This is a genomic window from Pantoea stewartii subsp. stewartii (assembly GCF_008801695.1).
Classification (GTDB): Bacteria; Pseudomonadota; Gammaproteobacteria; order Enterobacterales; family Enterobacteriaceae; genus Pantoea; species Pantoea stewartii.
The window spans coordinates 1-20,721 of the sequence record NZ_VZPF01000068.1 but is presented as its reverse complement, the minus strand read 5'-3'; the positions used below and the strand labels follow the sequence as shown (position 1 = coordinate 20,721).

General features: G+C 54.8%; 19 protein-coding genes and 1 pseudogene. 14 read left to right on the top strand and 6 right to left on the bottom strand.

From position 1 onward, the window contains the following. The first annotated feature begins 1 nt into the window (after position 1). From murD to mutT, 12 genes are all read left to right on the top strand, one after another. Positions 2-1,318, top strand: a complete 1,317-nt coding sequence (gene murD / locus F7Q90_RS18650) for a UDP-N-acetylmuramoyl-L-alanine--D-glutamate ligase (RefSeq protein ID WP_006117675.1) — start codon at positions 2-4, stop codon at positions 1,316-1,318. Next, positions 1,318-2,532, top strand: coding sequence for a cell division protein FtsW (ftsW, locus tag F7Q90_RS18645; RefSeq protein ID WP_006117676.1), 1,215 nt, complete (start codon positions 1,318-1,320; stop codon positions 2,530-2,532). The genes murD and ftsW overlap by 1 nt, the downstream gene beginning before the upstream one ends. After that, positions 2,529-3,587: an undecaprenyldiphospho-muramoylpentapeptide beta-N-acetylglucosaminyltransferase gene (gene murG / locus F7Q90_RS18640; RefSeq protein WP_006117677.1), complete on the top strand. Its 1,059-nt coding sequence runs from the start codon at positions 2,529-2,531 to the stop codon at positions 3,585-3,587. The genes ftsW and murG overlap by 4 nt, the downstream gene beginning before the upstream one ends. A gap of 75 nt (positions 3,588-3,662) precedes the next feature. Next, positions 3,663-5,138 (top strand): UDP-N-acetylmuramate--L-alanine ligase, encoded by a 1,476-nt coding sequence (gene murC / locus F7Q90_RS18635; RefSeq protein ID WP_006117678.1) that lies wholly within the window; start codon positions 3,663-3,665, stop codon positions 5,136-5,138. After that, positions 5,131-6,048, top strand: coding sequence for a D-alanine--D-alanine ligase (locus F7Q90_RS18630; RefSeq protein ID WP_006117679.1), 918 nt, complete (start codon positions 5,131-5,133; stop codon positions 6,046-6,048). Before murC ends, F7Q90_RS18630 begins: the two co-directional genes overlap by 8 nt. 1 nt (position 6,049) lies before the next feature. Continuing rightward, a complete protein-coding gene (ftsQ, locus tag F7Q90_RS18625) occupies positions 6,050-6,889 on the top strand; it encodes a cell division protein FtsQ (protein WP_006117680.1) in 840 nt (279 codons plus the stop codon). Then, positions 6,886-8,142: a cell division protein FtsA gene (gene ftsA, locus F7Q90_RS18620; protein WP_006117681.1), complete on the top strand. Its 1,257-nt coding sequence runs from the start codon at positions 6,886-6,888 to the stop codon at positions 8,140-8,142. The genes ftsQ and ftsA overlap by 4 nt, the downstream gene beginning before the upstream one ends. Positions 8,143-8,213: 71 nt before the next feature. After that, positions 8,214-9,368 (top strand): cell division protein FtsZ, encoded by a 1,155-nt coding sequence (ftsZ, locus tag F7Q90_RS18615; protein ID WP_006117682.1) that lies wholly within the window; start codon positions 8,214-8,216, stop codon positions 9,366-9,368. Between the two features lie 101 nt (positions 9,369-9,469). Further along, a complete protein-coding gene (gene lpxC / locus F7Q90_RS18610) occupies positions 9,470-10,387 on the top strand; it encodes a UDP-3-O-acyl-N-acetylglucosamine deacetylase (protein WP_006117683.1) in 918 nt (305 codons plus the stop codon). Between the two features lie 290 nt (positions 10,388-10,677). Continuing rightward, positions 10,678-11,184 carry a secA translation cis-regulator SecM gene (gene secM / locus F7Q90_RS18605; RefSeq protein ID WP_006117684.1) on the top strand — a complete coding sequence of 169 codons (507 nt, stop codon included), beginning with the start codon at positions 10,678-10,680 and terminating at the stop codon, positions 11,182-11,184. A 67-nt stretch (positions 11,185-11,251) separates the two neighbouring features. Continuing rightward, positions 11,252-13,957, top strand: coding sequence for a preprotein translocase subunit SecA (gene secA / locus F7Q90_RS18600; RefSeq protein ID WP_006117685.1), 2,706 nt, complete (start codon positions 11,252-11,254; stop codon positions 13,955-13,957). A 133-nt stretch (positions 13,958-14,090) separates the two neighbouring features. Further along, positions 14,091-14,486, top strand: a complete 396-nt coding sequence (mutT, locus tag F7Q90_RS18595) for an 8-oxo-dGTP diphosphatase MutT (protein WP_006117686.1) — start codon at positions 14,091-14,093, stop codon at positions 14,484-14,486. Positions 14,487-14,517: 31 nt separating this feature from the next. Here the strand turns inward: mutT and yacG are convergent, their stop codons facing one another. The 3 genes from yacG to coaE are packed head-to-tail and all read right to left on the bottom strand — an operon-like array spanning position 14,518 to position 16,088. Then, a complete protein-coding gene (gene yacG, locus F7Q90_RS18590) occupies positions 14,518-14,715 on the bottom strand; it encodes a DNA gyrase inhibitor YacG (protein ID WP_006117687.1) in 198 nt (65 codons plus the stop codon). 8 nt (positions 14,716-14,723) lie between these two features. Further along, positions 14,724-15,467, bottom strand: a complete 744-nt coding sequence (zapD, locus tag F7Q90_RS18585; RefSeq protein WP_006117688.1) for a cell division protein ZapD — start codon at positions 15,465-15,467, stop codon at positions 14,724-14,726. Positions 15,468-15,470: 3 nt separating this feature from the next. Beyond that, positions 15,471-16,088 (bottom strand): dephospho-CoA kinase, encoded by a 618-nt coding sequence (gene coaE, locus F7Q90_RS18580; RefSeq protein ID WP_006117689.1) that lies wholly within the window; start codon positions 16,086-16,088, stop codon positions 15,471-15,473. Positions 16,089-16,314: 226 nt separating this feature from the next. Between coaE and F7Q90_RS18575 the strand changes: the two genes are divergently transcribed. Then, the gene (locus F7Q90_RS18575; RefSeq protein ID WP_006117690.1) at positions 16,315-17,355 is read left to right on the top strand and encodes a GMP reductase; all 1,041 of its coding nucleotides are present in this window, start codon (positions 16,315-16,317) and stop codon (positions 17,353-17,355) included. A 39-nt stretch (positions 17,356-17,394) separates the two neighbouring features. Here the strand turns inward: F7Q90_RS18575 and hofC are convergent, their stop codons facing one another. Genes hofC through ppdD form a run of 3 tightly spaced genes read right to left on the bottom strand, consistent with a single transcriptional unit; the run spans position 17,395 to position 20,415 of the window. Next, on the bottom strand, positions 17,395-18,594 hold the full coding sequence (hofC, locus tag F7Q90_RS18570; protein WP_006117691.1) for a protein transport protein HofC: 1,200 nt from the start codon (positions 18,592-18,594) through the stop codon (positions 17,395-17,397). Next, complete coding sequence (gene gspE, locus F7Q90_RS18565; protein WP_006117692.1) at positions 18,591-19,973, bottom strand: type II secretion system protein GspE; 1,383 nt, start codon at positions 19,971-19,973, stop codon at positions 18,591-18,593. The genes hofC and gspE overlap by 4 nt, the downstream gene beginning before the upstream one ends. After that, positions 19,966-20,415 (bottom strand): prepilin peptidase-dependent pilin, encoded by a 450-nt coding sequence (gene ppdD / locus F7Q90_RS18560; protein ID WP_006117693.1) that lies wholly within the window; start codon positions 20,413-20,415, stop codon positions 19,966-19,968. The genes gspE and ppdD overlap by 8 nt, the downstream gene beginning before the upstream one ends. 132 nt (positions 20,416-20,547) lie before the next feature. Between ppdD and F7Q90_RS18555 the strand changes: the two are divergent. Then, a pseudogene (locus tag F7Q90_RS18555) lies at positions 20,548-20,721 on the top strand (IS630 family transposase); the annotation flags it as partial.

Here is a 20,721-nt window from a genome sequence, read left to right as displayed (position 1 = left end):
CATGGCTGATTACCGCGGGAGAAAAGTCGTCATCATCGGATTAGGCCTGACCGGCCTGTCCTGTGTTGATTTCTTTATAGCGCAGGGCGTAACGCCCCGCGTGATGGATACCCGTGTATCACCGCCCGGGCTGGATAAACTGCCTGAGCAGGTGGAACGTTATGTGGGCGGTCTCAATCGCGACTGGCTGCTGGCTGCGGATCTCATCGTGGCCAGCCCCGGCATTGCCCTGGCCCATCCCGCATTGTGTGAAGCGGCAGACGCGGGCATTGAAATCGTCGGCGACATTGAGCTGTTTTGCCGGGAAGCACAGGCACCGATCGTGGCGATCACCGGTTCAAACGGAAAGAGTACGGTCACTACGTTAGTCGGCGAAATGGCGAAAGCCGCCGGTTGGCAGGTAGGCGTCGGCGGTAATATTGGGTTGCCCGCGCTGAGCCTGCTGAAAGCGCCCGCTCAGCTCTATGTTCTGGAGCTTTCCAGCTTCCAGTTAGAAACCACCTACAGCCTGAAGGCCGCAGCGGCCACGATCCTGAACGTGACCGAAGATCATATGGATCGCTATCCGTTAGGTATGCAGCAGTATCGCGCGGCAAAACTGCGGATTTACGAGAACGCTCAGGTTTGCGTGGTGAATGCCGACGATGGCATGACCATGCCGGTACGCGGCGCCGACGCACGCTGTGTCAGTTTCGGTATCGATATCGGCGATTATCACCTGAACAAACAGCAGGGCAGTGTTTGGCTGCGGGCGAAAGGCGAAAAAGTCCTGAACACAGACGAGATGACGCTGGTCGGACAGCATAACTACACCAATGCGCTCGCCGCGTTGGCGCTGGCCGATGCGGTTGGTCTGCCACGCTCGACCAGTCTGTCCGCACTGGCGGCTTATTCAGGTCTGGCGCACCGTTTCCAGCTGGTTCATGAAAGCCGCGGTGTGCGCTGGATCAATGATTCAAAAGCAACCAATGTGGGCAGTACGGAAGCGGCTCTGAAGGGATTACAGGTTGACGGTACGCTCTGGTTACTGCTGGGAGGCGATGGCAAATCTGCGGATTTCTCTCCACTGCAACCGTATCTGCAGGGCGATCGTATCCGGCTGTTTTGCTTTGGGCGCGATGGTGATGCACTGGCCGCGCTCCGCCCTGACGTGGCGGTCAGGACCGAAACGCTGCAGGAGGCAATGGCGCAGATTGCAAAACAGGTACAGCCAGGCGACATGGTCCTGCTTTCCCCGGCCTGCGCCAGCCTTGACCAGTTCCGCAATTTTGAACAGCGCGGCGATGTCTTCGCGCAACTGGCCAGGGAGTTAAGCTGATGCGTATTCCTGGAGCGGGTATTGTGAATTATCTGTCAGGTCGCCTGAGTAACTGGGTGATGGGGGCGCGTGAGAGCGACGATACCTCGCAGGTGCTCTATGACCGGACTTTGCTCTGGCTGACCCTGGGGCTGGCTGCAATCGGGTTTGTGATGGTGACATCGGCTTCAATGCCGGTGGGACAGCGTCTGAATGACGATCCGTTCTACTTTGCCAAGCGTGATGCGTTCTATATTGCGCTGGCGTTTGGTATCGCGCTGGTCACGCTGCGCGTACCCATGGATTTCTGGCAACGCTACAGCAACGTGATGCTGATGGCGTCGGTCGTCATGCTGCTGATTGTGCTGGTCGTAGGAAGCTCCGTAAACGGGGCATCACGCTGGATTGCACTGGGTCCACTGCGTATTCAGCCAGCGGAACTGTCTAAGCTCACGCTCTTCTGTTATCTCGCCAGTTATCTGGTGCGTAAGGTTGAGGAAGTCCGCAATAACTTCTGGGGCTTCTGTAAGCCGATGGGGGTGATGGTCGTGCTGGCGGTGCTGCTGCTCGCTCAGCCCGATCTGGGTACGGTGGTGGTGCTGTTTGTCACGACGCTCGCGATGCTCTTCCTGGCGGGGGCAAAGCTGTGGCAGTTCCTGGCGATTATCGGTTCTGGCATGTTCGCGGTGGTGTTGTTAATCATCGCCGAGCCTTATCGTATGCGCCGTGTGACCTCTTTCTGGAATCCGTGGGAAGATCCGTTCGGCAGCGGCTACCAGCTTACTCAGTCACTGATGGCGTTTGGCCGCGGCGAATTCTGGGGCCAGGGACTGGGCAATTCGGTACAGAAACTGGAATACCTGCCGGAAGCACATACCGACTTTATTTTCTCGATTATCGGAGAAGAACTGGGTTACATCGGTGTGGTTTTAGCCCTGTTAATGGTATTCTTCGTGGCTTTTCGCGCCATGTCGATTGGCCGCCGCGCACTTGAACTTGACCAACGTTTCTCCGGCTTTCTGGCCTGCTCAATCGGCGTCTGGTTCAGCTTTCAGGCGCTGGTCAACGTGGGTGCGGCGGCGGGGATGTTGCCGACAAAAGGTCTGACATTACCGCTGATTAGTTACGGTGGCTCGAGCCTGCTCATTATGTCGACGGCCATCGTATTTTTGTTACGTATTGATTATGAAACGCGTCTGGCTAAAGCGCAGGCGTTTACCCGGGGTGGTCGATGAGCGGTAAACGATTGATGGTCATGGCAGGAGGAACCGGCGGGCATGTTTTCCCGGGGCTGGCTGTGGCCCATCATCTCGAGGCGCAGGGCTGGCAGGTGCGCTGGTTAGGCACGGCCGATCGTATGGAAGCCGACCTGGTACCGAAGCACGGTATCGACATTGATTTTATCCGCATCAGTGGATTACGCGGTAAAGGCAGTAAAGCGCTGTTGTTAGCGCCGGTACGCATCTTCAACGCCTGGCGTCAGGCGCGCAAGATTATCAAAGCCTGGAAGCCCGATGTGGTGCTGGGCATGGGCGGTTATGTATCGGGGCCCGGTGGTCTGGCCGCCTGGAGTTGCGGGGTGCCAGTGGTACTCCATGAGCAGAACGGTATTGCCGGGCTCACCAATAAATGGCTGGCTAAAATTGCCACCAAGGTCATGCAGGCCTTCCCGGGTGCCTTTCCGCACGCGGAAGTTGTGGGTAATCCGGTGCGTACCGATGTGCTGGCGCTGCCGTCACCGGCTCAACGGCTGGCTGGCCGCAGTGGACCGATTCGTATTCTGGTTATCGGGGGCAGTCAGGGCGCGCGCATTCTGAACCAGACGTTGCCTCAGATTGCCGCCAGGCTGGGCGAGACCATTACCCTCTGGCATCAGACGGGTAAGGGCGCCTTGCAAGAAGTCCAACAGGCCTATCAGCAAGCCGGTCAGCCGCAGCATAAAGTGACCGAGTTTATTGATGATATGGCCGCTGCGTATGCCTGGGCCGACGTGGTGATTTGCCGCTCTGGCGCATTAACGGTAAGCGAAATCGCTGCCGCAGGCTTACCGGCGATTTTCGTGCCGTTTCAGCACAAAGATCGCCAGCAGTACTGGAATGCCCTGCCGCTTGAAGGCGCAGGGGCAGCCAAAATTTTTGAGCAGCCGCAGTTTACTGCGGAGGCGGTAGCGGAAACGTTGCGTCACTGGGACCGTCCAACATTACTCGCGATGGCAGAAAAGGCCCACGCGGTAGCGGTACCTGATGCCACCGAACGGGTTGCACAGGAAGTGGCTCGCGCCGCACGTTAAAGAATCAGGTCAGCCTGGCTGGCCCGTGCTCAACAACCTGAGCACAAACTGAATGAGTAGGTATAAGAAAGCGTAATGAATACACAACAACTGGCAAAACTGCGTTCAATCGTGCCCGAGATGCGTCGCGTCCGGCACATTCACTTTGTCGGCATCGGCGGTGCTGGCATGGGCGGTATTGCCGAAGTGTTAGCGAATGAAGGCTACCATATTAGCGGTTCTGATCTGGCGCCTAACCCGGTAACCCAAAATCTGATCAATCTGGGCGCAACGATTTACTTCAACCACCGCCCGGAAAACGTGACGGATGCCAGTGTCGTCGTGGTCTCCAGTGCGGTTTCTCAGGATAACCCTGAGCTGGTTGCGGCACGCGAGCAACGTATCCCGGTGATTCGTCGCGCTGAGATGCTGGCAGAACTGATGCGCTTTCGTCATGGCATTGCGATCGCCGGAACGCACGGCAAAACTACGACAACGGCGATGGTCTCCAGCATTTATGCCGAAGGTGGCCTGGATCCGACCTTCGTTAACGGTGGATTGGTGAAAGCGGCGGGCACGCATGCGCGTCTGGGCAGCAGCCGTTATCTGATCGCCGAGGCGGATGAGAGCGATGCGTCCTTCCTGCATCTGCAGCCGATGGTTGCCGTCGTGACCAATATCGAAGCCGATCATATGGACACGTATCAGGGTGATTTCGAAAACCTGAAGCAGACGTTTATCAATTTTCTGCACAACCTGCCCTTCTATGGCCGTGCGGTGATGTGCGTTGATGATGCGGTGATTCGCGACTTGTTACCGCGTGTAGGACGTCAGATTACGACCTATGGTTTCAGCGAGGATGCGGACTTCCGCATTGAAGATTTTGAACAGCGTGGCGCTCAGGTGCATTTCAACCTGATTCGTCAGGACAAGGCACCACTCGCGATCACGCTGAATGCGCCGGGACGGCATAACGCGTTGAATGCGGCGGCAGCGGTTGCGGTTGCCAGCGAAGAAGGCATTGAAGACAGCGCGATTCTGGCTGCGCTGGAGAGCTTCCAGGGAACCGGCCGTCGTTTCGATCAGTTGGGCGAGTTTGCTACCGAACCGGTCAACGGCACGCCTGGCACGGCTATGCTGGTTGATGATTATGGCCATCACCCAACGGAAGTGGATGCCACCATTAAAGCGGCGCGCGCAGGCTGGCCGGATAAAAAACTGGCGATGGTCTTTCAGCCGCACCGGTATACCCGCACGCGCGACCTGTTTGACGATTTTGCCAACGTGCTGTCACAGGTCGACGTTTTACTGATGCTGGATGTGTATGCCGCCGGCGAAACGCCGATTCCGGGTGCTGACAGCCGTGCGCTGTGTCGTGCAATCCGCAACCGCGGTAAAGTCGACCCCATTCTGGTGCCGGAGCATGATGCGTTAGTCGAGATGCTGGCGCCGTTATTATCAGGTAACGATCTGATTCTGGTTCAGGGCGCAGGCAACGTCGGGAAAGTGGCGCGTAAACTGGCGGAATGCAAACTGCAGCCAGAGCGCAAAGTGGAGGGCCGTCATGTCTAAAGTGGCTGTTTTGATGGGTGGCACCTCAGCCGAACGCGAGGTCTCCCTGATGTCCGGGGCTGCCGTACTGGCCGGTTTACGTGAAGCGGGCATTGATGCGCACGGTATTGATACACGCGAGCAGTTTGTGCTGGATCTGAAAACGCAGGGCTTCGACAAAGTCTTTATCGCGCTGCATGGTCGCGGTGGCGAAGACGGCACGCTTCAGGCCGTGCTTGAATTTCTGCAACTGCCTTATACCGGCAGCGGGGTCATGGCGTCGGCGGTGACCATGGATAAGCTGCGTACCAAATTACTGTGGCAGGGCAGGGGACTGCCGGCAGGTAAGTTTGTCTGGATGACCCGTGCACAGATGCAGTCGGGTCTGGACGCCGCGACAGCGGCGGCGATTGCCGCACTGGGCTTCCCTCTGTTTGTTAAACCGAGCAGTGAAGGATCCAGCGTTGGCATCAGCCGGGTTAATCAGCAGGGTGATCTGATGGCCGCGCTGGAAGAGGCATTTCGTCACGACGATAACGTGCTTATCGAGGCGTTTCTGAGTGGTGAAGAATATACCGTGGGCATTCTGGGCGATCAGATTCTGCCAGCGATAAAAATAAAGACTGCCAGCGAGTTCTATGACTATGAAGCTAAATACATTTCTGACGATACTCAGTACTTCTGTCCCGCAGGGCTGAGTGCAGAGCGTGAAGCAGAATTACAACAGCTGGTGTGGTCTGCCTGGCAGGCGCTGGGATGTCAGGGTTGGGGTCGTGTCGATGTGATGACCGATGGTGAAGGCCGCTTTCAGTTGCTGGAAGCCAATACTTCCCCGGGCATGACCAGCCACAGCTTAGTGCCGATGGCAGCAAAGCAGGCGGGACTGACCTTTTCTCAACTGGTCGTACGCATTCTGGAACTGGCCGACTGATATGTCACAGGCGGCGATGAATGTACGCAATCGTGAGGCGCAGGAGCGGGCACGCACCGGTCGCAGTAACGGTACCCGGCTGTTTGGCATCGTCTTTCTGCTGATGGTGATGGGCATAATGATTGCGGGTGGATTAGTGGTGCTGAAGTGGATGAACGATGCATCCCGCTTACCCCTGTCGAAACTGGTGGTCACCGGTGAGTTGCATTACACCACCCACGACGACATCCGCCAGGCGATTTTATCCCTGGGGCCACCCGGCACCTTTATGTCGCAGGATGTGAACATTATCCAGCAGCAGATTGAACGGTTGCCGTGGATTAAACAGGTCAGTGTGCGCAAACAGTGGCCTGATGAACTGAAGATTCATCTGGTTGAGTACACGCCGGTGGCACGCTGGAACGACGCGCATATGGTGGACAGCGACGGCGTGTCATTTAGCGTACCGGCCAATCATATGGGCAAAGAAGCGTTGCCCATGTTGTATGGGCCAGAAGGCAGTGAAAAAGAGGTCCTGGCGGGCTATCACAGTATGGATGATGTGCTGAAAGCCAGGAAGTTTACCCTGAAGGTGGCGTCGATGACGGCACGACGTTCATGGCAACTGGTGACCAGTGACGATGTACGTATCGAACTGGGCCGTACCGATACCATGAAGCGTCTGAATCGTTTTATTGAGCTTTATCCGGTGTTGCAGCAACAAGGCGAGAATGAACACAAGCGCATCAACTCCGTTGATTTACGCTATGACTCTGGCGCCTCAGTTGGCTGGACACCGATAGTGATGGAGCCACAGGACAGTAATCAGCAACAAAACCAGGCACAGGCTAAACAACAATGATCAAGGCAACGGACAGAAAACTGGTAGTTGGACTCGAAATTGGCACTGCGAAAGTCGCCGCCCTGGTTGGGGAAATTCTGCCCGATGGTATGGTCAATATTATTGGGGTCGGCAGTTGTCCGTCCCGCGGTATGGATAAAGGTGGCGTTAACGATCTTGAGTCGGTGGTGAAATGCGTACAGCGCGCCATTGATCAGGCTGAGTTGATGGCGGATTGCCAGATTTCCTCCGTCTACCTTGCATTATCGGGCAAACATATCAGCTGCCAGAACGAAATCGGGATGGTTCCGATTTCAGAAGAGGAAGTGACTCAGGATGATGTAGAGAATGTGGTGCACACGGCAAAGTCTGTGCGCGTTCGTGACGAGCATCGCATTCTGCACGTTATTCCTCAGGAATATGCCATCGATTACCAGGAAGGCATTAAGAACCCGGTCGGCCTTTCCGGTGTACGTATGCAGGCGAAAGTTCATTTGATCACCTGTCACAATGATATGGCGAAAAATATTGTTAAAGCCGTTGAACGTTGTGGCCTCAAAGTTGACCAACTGATTTTTGCCGGTCTGGCGTCCAGCTTTGCTGTACTGACCGAAGACGAACGCGAACTGGGCGTTTGCGTGGTGGATATCGGGGGCGGCACAATGGATATCGCCGTCTATACTGGCGGTGCACTGCGCCACACGAAGGTCATTCCCTATGCGGGCAATGTAGTTACCAGCGATATTGCGTACGCCTTTGGCACGCCGCCTACCGATGCGGAAGCGATTAAAGTCCGGCATGGTTGCGCGCTGGGATCGATTGTTGGAAAAGATGAGAACGTTGAAGTGCCGAGCGTTGGCGGACGTCCGCCACGGAGCTTACAGCGCCAGACGCTGGCTGAGGTAATTGAGCCGCGTTACACCGAACTTTTAAATCTGGTCAATGACGAGATTTTGCAGTTGCAAGAGCAGCTTCGCCAGCAGGGAGTGAAACACCATCTTGCTGCGGGGATTGTATTAACCGGCGGCGCGGCGCAGATTGAAGGTCTGGCCGCCTGCGCGCAGCGCGTATTCCATACGCAGGTGCGCATTGGACAGCCGCTGAACATTACTGGCCTGACGGACTACGCGCAGGAGTCTTACTATTCCACGGCGGTAGGGCTGTTGCATTACGGCAAAGAGTCACACATGAACGGTGACGCAGAGGCGGAAAAGCGGGTTTCAGTCGGCAACTGGTTTAAACGTATCAATAGTTGGTTAAAAAAAGAGTTTTAATTTTTGTAAAAGGGGATCATGCTGTTTTCTTTTGTGATCTCCAGGCGACAGGCACATAACGGAGAGAAATCATGTTTGAACCTATGGAATTAACCAATGACGCGGTGATTAAAGTCATCGGCGTCGGCGGTGGCGGCGGCAACGCCGTAGAGCACATGGTACGCGAGCGTATCGAAGGTGTGGAATTCTTCGCTGTTAACACCGACGCCCAGGCGTTGCGTAAAACAGCGGTCGGCCAGACCATCCAGATCGGTAATAACATTACCAAAGGGCTGGGTGCGGGTGCGAACCCGGAAGTGGGCCGTAACTCTGCAGAGGAAGATCGCGAAGCACTGCGTTCTGCGCTGGAAGGGGCAGACATGGTGTTCATCGCAGCGGGTATGGGTGGCGGTACCGGTACCGGTGCAGCGCCTGTTGTAGCTGAAGTGGCGAAAGATTTAGGTATTCTGACCGTTGCGGTCGTGACCAAGCCTTTCAACTTCGAAGGCAAGAAGCGCATGGCGTTTGCCGAGCAGGGGATCGCAGAGCTGTCTAAGCACGTCGATTCACTGATCACCATTCCTAACGACAAGCTGTTAAAAGTGCTTGGGCGCGGCATTTCGCTGCTCGACGCTTTTGGCGCAGCCAACGACGTACTGAAAGGCGCAGTGCAGGGTATCGCTGAACTGATTACCCGCCCTGGCCTGATGAACGTCGACTTTGCTGACGTGCGTACCGTCATGTCAGAAATGGGTTATGCCATGATGGGCTCTGGCGTGGCATGCGGTGAAGATCGTGCGGAAGAAGCTGCTGAGATGGCGATTTCCAGCCCACTGCTGGAAGATATCGACCTGTCTGGTGCGCGTGGCGTGCTGGTCAACATCACGGCGGGCTTTGACCTGCGTCTGGATGAGTTCGAAACCGTGGGTAATACCATCCGCGCCTTCGCCTCAGACAACGCCACCGTGGTTATCGGTACCTCTCTGGATCCAGAAATGAACGATGAACTGCGCGTCACCGTGGTGGCAACCGGTATTGGTATGGACAAGCGTCCTGAAATCACGCTGGTCACCAACAAACCGGCCAGCCAGCCAGTGATGGATCACCGTTACCAGCAGCACGGCATGTCGCCGCTGCCGCAGGAGCAGAAACCTGCAGCGAAAGTGGTGAACGATCAGAATGCGCAATCGAACAAAGAGCCAGATTACCTTGATATCCCGGCGTTTTTGCGTAAGCAGGCCGACTAGGAATAACCTTATAATTGGGTTTTCCCGCTCTTTGTGCTAAAGTGTTCACCCGCTGGTAACGTATACTGGCGGTCGGAAAGTAATATTGCGAGATAATTACGATGATCAAACAAAGGACATTAAAACGTATTGTTCAGGCGACAGGTGTCGGTTTACATACCGGCAAGAAAGTCAGCCTGACGTTGCGCCCTGCACCGGCTAATACCGGGGTCATCTATCGTCGCACCGACTTGAATCCCCCGGTTGATTTTCCGGCTGATGCAAAATACGTGCGCGACACCATGCTGAGTACCTGCCTGGTGAATGATGAAGGCGTGCGTATTTCGACAGTTGAACACTTAAATGCCGCACTGGCGGGCCTTGGCATCGACAACATTATTGTGGAAGTCGATGCACCTGAAATCCCGATTATGGATGGCAGCGCAGCGCCTTTTATCTATCTGCTGATGGATGCAGGTATTGAGCAGCTCAGCAGCGCCAAGAAGTTTGTGCGCGTTAAGCAAACCGTGAGTGTTGAAGATGGTGATAAATGGGCGGAAATTAAACCGTATAACGGTTTTTCGCTTGATTTCACTATTGATTTCAAACACCCGGCTATCGATGCCAGCTCTCAGCGTTACCAGATGAAATTCTCTGCCGAAGCGTTTGTTCGTCAGATTAGCCGTGCACGCACCTTTGGCTTCATGCATGAAATCGAATATCTGCAGTCTAAAGGCCTGTGCCTGGGCGGTAGTTTAGATTGTGCGATAGGCCTTGATGATTTCCGCGTGCTTAATGAAGAAGGTCTGCGTTTTGAAGACGAGTTTGTCCGTCACAAAATGCTGGACGCTATCGGCGATCTGTTTATGTGTGGCCATAACATTATCGGCGCGTTTACCGCGTACAAATCGGGCCATGCATTGAACAACAAACTGCTGCAGGCCGTTTTGGCTAAGCAGGAAGCCTGGGAATGGGCGACCTTCGAAGACGAAGCTGAATTGCCGCTGGCGTTTAAAGCACCAAATCTGGTTCTGGCTTAATTCCTGATCAGAACGTAAAAACGGCTGGTTGCGCTGACACTCTCTCCGGTCAGTCGCGCCGGCCGTTTTTTATTGCCCCGCCTTCGCTCTCTGTGTGTTGCGACACTCTTCACATGCTAAAGCAAACAATTGCTGAATTGCTGCACAATCAGGTGCGATTTCTTCCGTTGTCGCTTTAAACGCAGGTGTCGGCACGCCACATTAGTGTTACTATCTCTGGCGCTTTTACAGGCTGCATGCTGCTGAAAACAGCAGTGAATAATGAAATTGTTATGTGCAATGGAACAATTGTGATCGGAATCCTTCTACGCTTGCGACAAATAGGTAGACGCTATTTCTGGCCTCATTTCCTGCTGGGAATGGTGGCGGCCAGTCTCGGCTTGCCGGCGTGTGCGCAAACAGCGGAACTTAACACCGGATCCGAATCCTCAGCCAGCAGCCTGTTCATCGGCAATGCCGTTCGTTTCGATCATCTTATTCGTCTTCAGGAAGCCTCGCGACGTCCCAGTTTTACGGTTGACTACTGGCACCAGCATGCCATTCGCACGGTTATCCGCCACCTCTCTTTCACGCTGACGCCGCATTCTCAGGCGGAAGAGCAGGTACATCCGCTGGCCGCGCAAAAGCTGGCGTTAATCGATTCACTTCATGCCTTATTGACCTCCCAGACAGCACAGACATACGACGCCTTTGGTTTGTCTCTGCTGCCTGTGTCTGACGCGCCTGCCCTGACGCGAGCAGCCTGGCATGGCAAAGTGCACGGTATCCGTGCCGGCCCCGCTTCATTGTTCTGCTAATCACTTTCATTACACCCTTTTAGATTTCGCAGTCCGACGATTCGGCTGAATTGAGAATATATTTATTATGTTAATCAAAATGTTAACCAAGGTTTTTGGTAGCAGCAATGATCGTACTTTGCGCCGCATGCGTAAAACCGTTGATATCATCAATAAGATGGAACCGGATTTTGAAAAGCTCTCTGATGAAGAACTGAAAGCGAAAACGGAACTGTTCCGTGAGCGCCTGAAAAAAGGCGAGTCGCTGGAGAGTTTACTTCCGGAAGCCTTTGCAACCGTGCGTGAAGCCAGTAAACGCGTCTTTGGCATGCGTCACTTTGATGTCCAGCTGATTGGCGGTATGGTACTCAACAACCGCTGTATTGCTGAGATGCGTACCGGTGAAGGTAAAACGCTTACGGCAACGCTGCCAGCCTACCTGAATGCCCTGACCGGTAAAGGTGTTCATGTTGTTACCGTCAACGATTACCTGGCCCAGCGTGATGCGGAAAATAACCGCCCGTTGTTTGAATTTCTTGGCCTGAGTGTCGGTATCAACATGTCAGGTCTGCCTTCCGTCGCCAAACGTGAAGCCTATGCAGCGGACATCACTTACGGTACGAACAACGAATATGGCTTCGACTATCTGCGCGACAACATGGCGTTCAGCCCTGAAGAGCGCGTACAGCGTAAACTGCACTATGCGCTGGTGGATGAGGTCGACTCCATCCTCATTGACGAAGCGCGAACGCCACTGATCATCTCAGGTCCGGCAGAAGACAGCTCTGAACTCTATACCAAAGTGAACAAAATCATTCCTCACCTGATCCGTCAGGAAAAAGAAGATTCTGACCACTTCCAGGGTGAAGGCGATTTCTGGGTTGACGAGAAAGCGCGTCAGGCGCACATGACCGAGCGCGGCCTGGTGAAAGTCGAAGAGCTGCTGGTGAGCCAGGGCATTATGGTGGAAGGTGAATCCCTCTATTCACCGACGAATATCATGCTGATGCATCACGTGACGGCTGCGCTGCGTGCACATGCGCTGTTCACGCGCGATGTTGATTACATCGTTAAAGATGGCGAAGTCATCATTGTCGATGAGCATACCGGTCGTACCATGCAAGGACGTCGCTGGTCTGATGGTCTGCATCAGGCTGTTGAAGCCAAAGAAGGCGTTGAAATCCAGAACGAAAACCAGACGCTGGCATCGATCACCTTCCAGAACTACTTCCGCCTCTATGAAAAGCTGGCCGGTATGACGGGTACGGCTGATACCGAAGCGTTTGAGTTCAGCTCCATCTACAAGCTCGATACCATCGTTGTGCCAACCAACCGTCCGATGGTGCGTAAAGATCTGGCCGATCTGGTCTACATGACAGAGAAAGAGAAGATCGATGCCATTATTGAGGATATTCGCGAACGTACCGCGAAAGGGCAACCGGTACTGGTAGGTACGATTTCGATCGAGAAGTCAGAAGTTGTATCAAACGAGCTGACACGCGCAGGCATTAAGCACAATGTTCTGAACGCCAAATTCCACGCCCGCGAAGCGGATATTGTTGCTCAGGCTGGTCAGCCGGGTGCAGTAACCATCGCCACCAACATGGCGGGCCGTGGTACCGATATTATGCTGGGCGGTAGCTGGCATGCCGAAGTCGCTGAGCTGCAGGATCCGACTGAAGAGCAGATCGAGGCGATTAAAGCGGCCTGGCAGGTTCGTCACGATGCCGTGCTGGCGTCAGGTGGCTTACATATCGTCGGTACGGAACGCCATGAATCGCGTCGTATTGACAACCAGCTGCGCGGTCGTGCGGGTCGTCAGGGGGACGCGGGTTCTTCACGTTTCTACCTGTCAATGGAAGATGCGCTGATGCGTATTTTTGCCTCTGATCGTGTTTCTAACATGATGCGCAAGCTGGGAATGAAACCGGGCGAGGCCATTGAGCACCCGTGGGTAACCAAAGCCATTGCCAACGCACAGCGTAAAGTGGAAAGCCGTAACTTCGATATTCGTAAGCAACTGCTGGAATACGATGATGTGGCGAATGACCAACGCCGCGCGATCTATAGCCAGCGTAATGAGCTGCTGGATGTTTCTGATGTCTCCGATACCATCAACAGTATTCGCGAAGACGTCTATAAATCGATTATCGACAGCTACATTCCACCGCAGTCACTGGAAGAAATGTGGGACGTACCGGGACTGGAAGAGCGCCTGCGTAACGATTTCGATCTGGATCTGCCAATCAGTGAATGGCTGGATAAAGAACCGGACCTGCATGAAGAGACGCTGCGTGAGCGCATTATGAAACACGCTGCCGATAGCTATGCGGCGAAAGAAGAGATCGTGGGCGCGGAGATGATGCGTAACTTTGAGAAAGGCGTGATGCTGCAAACGCTGGACTCCCTGTGGAAAGAGCACCTGGCGGCAATGGATTATCTGCGTCAGGGCATCCACTTACGTGGCTACGCGCAGAAAGATCCGAAGCATGAATATAAACGTGAATCGTTTGCCATGTTTGCCGCCATGCTTGAAACGCTGAAGTATGAAGTAATCAGCACACTGAGCAAGGTGCAGGTGCGAATGCCAGAAGAAGTGGAAGCGATGGAGCAGCAACGTCGCGAAGAGGCAGAGCGTCTGGCGCAGCAGCAGCATCTCAGCCATGTCAGCGAAGATGTGCTGGCGGCCGAGTCGCTTGCCCAGCAGGGCGGCGAGCGTAAAGTCGGACGTAACGATCCTTGCCCATGCGGTTCAGGTAAGAAATACAAACAGTGTCATGGTCGCCTGGCCTGATAACGTATTGACTGAAAAGGAGCCTCTGGCTCCTTTTTTTTGGCTTTTTGTCCGCTGAACGATGGCGCGGTTAACAACCCGCTTAACATGTTTTAGAATCAGCGCTCATTCACCCACTCTTCAGGATACCTTCATGAAGCACCTGCAGGTTGCCGTCGGCATTATCCGCAATGCCGATAAACACATTTTTCTTGCCCAGCGTGCGGCTTCCTCCTACATGGCCAATAAGTGGGAATTTCCCGGCGGTAAAATTGAAGCGGGTGAAAGCCCTGAGCAGGGTTTAGTGCGCGAACTGCTCGAAGAGACCGGCATTGAGGTGACTGATGCCCGCGCCATTGGCATCAAAGATCATACCTATGACGATCTGCGTGTGACGCTGCATTTTTTCCTGGTCGAAGGCTGGAAAGGTGAACCCTGGGGCAAAGAAGGTCAGCCACAGCGTTGGGTCGAACAGCGGGCGCTGATCGCTGAAGAATTTCCGGCGGCAAATCATGAACTGATAGCGCGTCTGGTGGCAGGCGAACTGTAACAGGGTGGGGCATTATGCCCCACCGCGTGACTTAGCGTTCTTCTTCACTCCAGTTGTCACTGTCGTTCAATTCATCGCTGCTGGGTATGCGCTTTTCTTCCGCAGCCCATTCGCCAAGGTCAATTAACTGACAACGTTTGCTGCAAAACGGCCGCCACGGGCTCAGTTCATCCCAGATAACCGTTTTACCGCACTGCGGACAGTTAACGGTCATAATTTCTTCCTGCATGTTCACCTCTAACAACAGGCCAGTTGGAAGTTGAGGCGCGCAGGGACTTCACCGCGCTCACTGTCCAGTGGCATAAAACGTATCGCAAAACGGCTCTTATGACCGGATACCTGAGGATAAAGTGCGTCCTCTATGTCCAGTTGCAGACGCAGAAGATCGGCGCCTTCGGCATTATCCTGATAAAAACCGTTCAGACTGGTTTGTAAACGGTAAGTGCCCGACTGACGGATTAAATCGAGCAACATGGCCAGTGTGCTGTGCAGCGGTATCAGGGTTTCCATCCAGCTTGTAACCTGCGCATCACGTGTTGTCTGCGGCAGATGCAGCCAGATGTGCAGACCAGGCAGATCGAAACTGCAGCACCCGCCCGGAATACTGAGCCGCTGACGAACCAGAGCAATCAGACGATCTTCCCTCAGTTGCTGCCCCATACGCGGCGCACTGTTAAGCAGAACAGATTGTGCTTTTAGTTTGTCGCGCAATGCATCCACCACGGACATATCCACGCCGGGCACATCCGCCCACGCGCGTAGTTTGGTTTGCTGACGCTCAAGCTCTTTCAGCAATTCGGTGCGCATGTCGCCGCGTTCAAAGATATCCAGCAGTTCGCCGATCAGACGAAAAAAAGTCAGTGCCGTGGCGGTATTTTCCAATGGCGTAACCTGATGCAACTGATCGATCAGGAATTCGACACGCAGCCAGGTGCGCATTTTTTCATTCAGTGGATGTTCAAACAGAACGACTGTACTCATGGATTAATCCTGTTTCGCTGCCGCAAGCTTCAGATAACGCTGATGAAGTCTGGCAACCTGGGGTAGCGCATTTTCAGGCGCGCCACTGTTATCAATAATATCATCGGCACACGCGAGGCGCTGTTGGCGCGTCGCCTGTGCCGCAAGAATGCGTTTAGCCTGCTCAGGAGAAACGTTGTCGCGTGCGAGCGTACGTTTCAGCTGTGTTTCTTCATCGGTGTCGATAACCAAAACCCGATCGGCCTGATGCTGGAGCTGGTTTTCAACCAGCAACGGCACGACCCACAGGACATAAGGTGAGGTCGCCTGCGCTTTAAGCTGCTGTGTGCGGGCGTTAATCAGGGGATGAAGCAGCGCGTTTAGCCAGTTTTTTTCATCAGGTGCCGCAAAAATAATCTCTCTTAAGCGCGCACGTTGCAGTGTTCCCTGATCGGTCAGAATACTGTCACCATAGCGTGCAACAATCGCCTGCAGAGCAGGCGTGCCCGGCTCGACGACCTCGCGGGCAATGACATCAGCGTCAATGATCGTCACGCCTTCTGCAGCAAAGTACGCGGCAATAGTGCTCTTGCCGCTGCCAATGCCACCGGTCAGCGCCACCGTGTAGGGCGTATCTCTCACTCTCACTCTCTTGGTCGTTCAGTCACAGGTAAGCCAAAGCGTTACGACACGATCATGTTGCGCGTCCGATTTCGTTAGAAAGACGCCGTCGAATCTGATGGATTGTAGCGTAAATAAAGTGAAATTCGCACTCTTGTTGCGGTGCAAATCGCGCGTATCATGAGGTGACTGGCTTTGTGATAACGCCCTTCATGGCGATGAATAACCTCTTACCAGGACACTATGTATGCGCATTGAAGAAGATTTGAAACTGGGCTTTAAAGACGTACTGATTCGTCCAAAGCGCTCCACGCTGAAAAGCCGATCTCAGGTCGAACTGGATCGCAGCTTTACGTTCAAACACTCCGGCCTGGACTGGCGCGGCGTACCTGTTATCGCGGCCAACATGGATACGGTGGGGACTTTTTCAATGGCCGAGGCGCTGGCCAGTTTCAATGTATTAACAGCCGTACACAAACACTACAGTGTGGAAGACTGGCGGACGTTTGTTCAACGCGTACCGGCATCAGTACTGAAATATGTGATGGTATCTACCGGCACCTCAGACGCCGATCTCACCAAACTTATCGCGGTCATGGCCATTTGCGATGACCTGCAGTTCATCTGTATTGACGTTGCCAATGGTTATTCTGAGCACTTTGTCGATTTCCTGAAGCGTGCGCGTGAGATCTTCCCGGGCAAAACGATTTGTGCGGGTAACGTCGTCACGGGGGAAATGGTCGAAGAGTTAATCCTGTCCGGAGCCGATATCGTGAAGGTGGGGATTGGGCCGGGCTCAGTCTGCACCACGCGCGTCAAAACCGGCGTGGGATATCCGCAGCTCTCTGCCGTGATTGAGTGCGCCGATGCGGCGCACGGCCTGAGTGGGCAAATCGTCAGCGATGGCGGATGCGCTGTGCCGGGTGATATCGCCAAAGCGTTTGGTGGCGGCGCGGATTTTGTCATGCTGGGCGGCATGCTGGCGGCACATGATGAGTGCGAAGGCCGAATTACAGAAGAAAACGGCGAGCGGTTTATGCTGTTTTACGGCATGAGCTCAGAATCCGCAATGAAACGTCATGCGGGAAGCGTGGCGAAATATCGTGCGGCAGAAGGGAAAACAGTGAAACTCCCCTTGCGCGGACCAGTAGAAGAAACCCTTCGCGATATTCTCGGCGGGCTTCGTTCTGCCTGCACCTATGTGGGAGCTGAGCGGCTAAAAGAGTTAACCAAGCGCACCACGTTTATTCGGGTGGCCGAGCAGGAAAACCGCATCTTTTCCCGTTAACCCCGCCTGCTCAGCATGCAGTAAAGGAACGGAGCACCTTTACTGCATGGCCTCACCTAGCCCAAACACAGGCAGATACATGGCGATCACCAGTGTGCCGACAATGCCGCCAATCACCACCATCATCACGGGCTCCAGCGAGGCGGCCAGATTATCAGCCCGCGTCAGCGTTTCTCTTTCATGCCATTCAGCCAGACGCGCCAGCATCACATCCAGTGCGCCTGACTCTTCGCCCACACGAATCAACTGACGACAAAGTGGCGTAAACAGGGGATGCGAGTGCAACGCCTGGTGCAGAGGATTGCCTTGCGCAATGTGCTGCTGAATAGCCCTGATGGCATCCTGCCACAGCCGCGATGACAACGTGACACAGGCCGCATCAAGTTCCTGGAGCAGGGTTAATCCTGCCTGCTGGGTCAGTTGCAACACACTGTAGATTTGCGTCAGTTGACTACCCTGCCATAGCCCGGCGATAACCGGCACACGCAGCAGGGCGCGTTGCTCACAGCGCTGCCAGTTTTCAGAGCGCCGCCGCGCGTGGTACCAGCCCGTCGCCAGCAGGGCAATGCCCCCGATTAGCGGCAATCCGCCCGCCTGTAATGCGTCGGACAGGGTGATAACGGCGGCGGTGAAGGCGGGTAAAGGCGCGTCAAACGAGGCATAGACGGAAACAAACTCCGGCAAGACAAACAGCAACATACCGCAGGTGACGGCCAACGCCACGAACAGAATAAACAGGGGATAACGCAGGGCTTTCAGAACCTTGGCGCGCAAATGCTGCTGGCGTGTTTGTTGCTGCGCCAGTTGTTCGCAGCAGATATCCAACTGACCGGTCAGCTCGCCGACCGCCATTAGCGCAGCGAAAAGTGGCGGAAAAACCTCTGGCCACTGGCGTAATGCCTGCGAAAATGGCTCGCCACGCAAGACGTGATGCTGTAAAGCCTGCATCAACGCCCGCCAGGCGGCATGCGGGTGACCTGATGCCAGCAGATCAAGGCTTTGCGATAAAGGAAGGCCCGCCTTTAGCAGGGTGGCGAGCTGGCGAATGAAATCAATTTTATGCTGTGACCGCCAGTCACGTCGGCGCATCATTTTTTCCCGCTTCTCGCTCACCGGCACTAAGTGCCGGCGCGAAAGGTCGTCAGACAGCGTCTCACTGTCGGGGGCCAGATGATAACCCGTTTGCAGTCTGCCCTGTGTATCTACGGCATACCAGCGATAAAGAAAAAGGTGCGTCATGATTCGAGCCCAATAACGCGCTGCATCTCCTCCAGAGAGGTTTCGCCGCGGCTGACAGCGTCCAGCCCCGAAGCCTGTAGCGTGCGCATCCCTTGCTGTTTTGCCAGCGCCAATACCTCCTCCAGAGGCATTTCGGCGGCGATAGCATTTTGCAGTTTGGCTGTAACGGGCAGGAGTTCGAATAAAGCCAGACGGCCAAAATAACCCGAAAAGCAGTGATCGCAACCCGGTGCCCGCCAGGTTTGTAACGTGCCTGGCCAGACTGACGCCGGGAGATGTGCCACGGCCTGTCCAGGTTCACGACAGTGCGGACACAGGCGTCTGACCAGGCGCTGAGCAATAATCAGGCGCAACGCTGAGCCCAGTAAATAACCAGGAATGCCCATCTGGCGTAAGCGCGTTAGCGTTTCAGCCGTTGAGTTAGTGTGCAAAGTCGAGAGGACAAGATGACCGGTTTGCGCGGCTTTTACGGCAATTTCAGCGGTCTCGCCGTCCCGTATTTCGCCTATCATGATGACATCCGGATCCTGGCGAAGCAGCGCGCGTAACACGCGATTAAAATCGAGCCCATACTTTGGATTAATTTGCGTCTGATTGATGCCCGGCAAAGGGATCTCAATGGGATCTTCCACACTGCAAATGTTCTTTCCGGGCTGATTAATCGCGCTCAGTCCGCTGTAAAGGGTAAACGTTTTTCCACTGCCGGTTGGGCCCGTGACCAGAATCAGGCCCTGGGGCTGTGCCAGCGCAGCCTTGAGCAGGCGCAGCGGAGCCGCGGGTAAGCCCAGCGAGTCCAGGGACAGTGTAGCGCCTTCCCGCTGCAGCAAACGTACGACGGCTTTCTCTCCGCCCTGCGTCAGCAACGTTGAGAGCCGAAAGGATGCGACCTGACCGTCAATCTCATGGCTGAACTGACCGTCCTGTGGCAGACGACGTTCGGCAATATCCAGTCCGGCCAAAATTTTAAGCCGCGCCAGCAGAGCCGCTGGCTGTATGTCCCGTTGCAGGGGAAGGGGATGCAACACGCCGTCAATGCGCAGACGAATACGCAGGCTGTGCTGATAAGGCTCAATATGGATGTCTGAGGCCCGCCGCTGTGCGGCCTGATGCAGAAGCTGGCTGGCGGTATCGATTGCCGATTCTGTGGCGGCACCCTCTTTAGCACACAAGGGGCTATGCATAGCTTCAGCCTGTTCGAGCCGGGCCTGCGGCCAGCACTCAATAGCGATCTGACACGGGCTGGCAAATTGCAGGGCTTCGGCCAGTCCTGGCGGAACCTGCTCAGCGACAGCAAGACGTAAATGCGTCGCGTTGTGGTCGAGGATGATGGCGCGGTAGCGCTGACAGATCAGCGCTATCGCATCGTCGGGTTTACTCATTTGTGCCCCCACGACTGTCAAAGCGGAATTGTTCCTGACAGTTGTCGCGTAACGTGGTGTTAGTGCTGGTACAGGTACGCTGCCAGACGAGCGTGCCTTCGTTACTGTCCCAGACGGGCAGCATTTCTACGCTTAATCCATTCAGGCTCTCCTGCCCGGTCAGGGTAATCATGCCGTTGACCACGGTGATCGCCGACACGTAACGTGATGTTGTGCCCTGCGGAATACCGCGTTGCCCGGCCTGACACTGTTCAGGCCCGCCGCGTTCAATCGCGCAAAGCTCAACGGCCGTCTTAAAGGGCACCATGGTTTGCAGCATGTCGGTCAGCGCGGCGCGCTGCAGATAATTTTGATAGGCAGGCAGCCCGATAGCGCTGAGGATCGCCACGATGCCGACCACAATCATTAGTTCAACCAACGTAAATCCTTGTTGATAGTGCATATTTGCCTCCTGAGTAAGAAGGCCGCAGTCTAAATAACTGCTCGGAATAGTAGATCACTTAGAGGGAACTCAGTCCGGTTTATGCGATCTGATCAATCGCTGAATATCCCAAATCACCAGCCGGACTGAGCAATGTCGATCATAGCACCAATACCCAGAACCGAACGACGCCTGATGCAGAAAACTATCCATAAAACAAAGGACAAAAACCACGCCCGGCGGCTCACCGCCATGCTGATGCTGCATCGTGGTGACACCGTCAGTCATGTTGCCAGAACACTCTGCTGTGCCCGCTCATCGATTGGT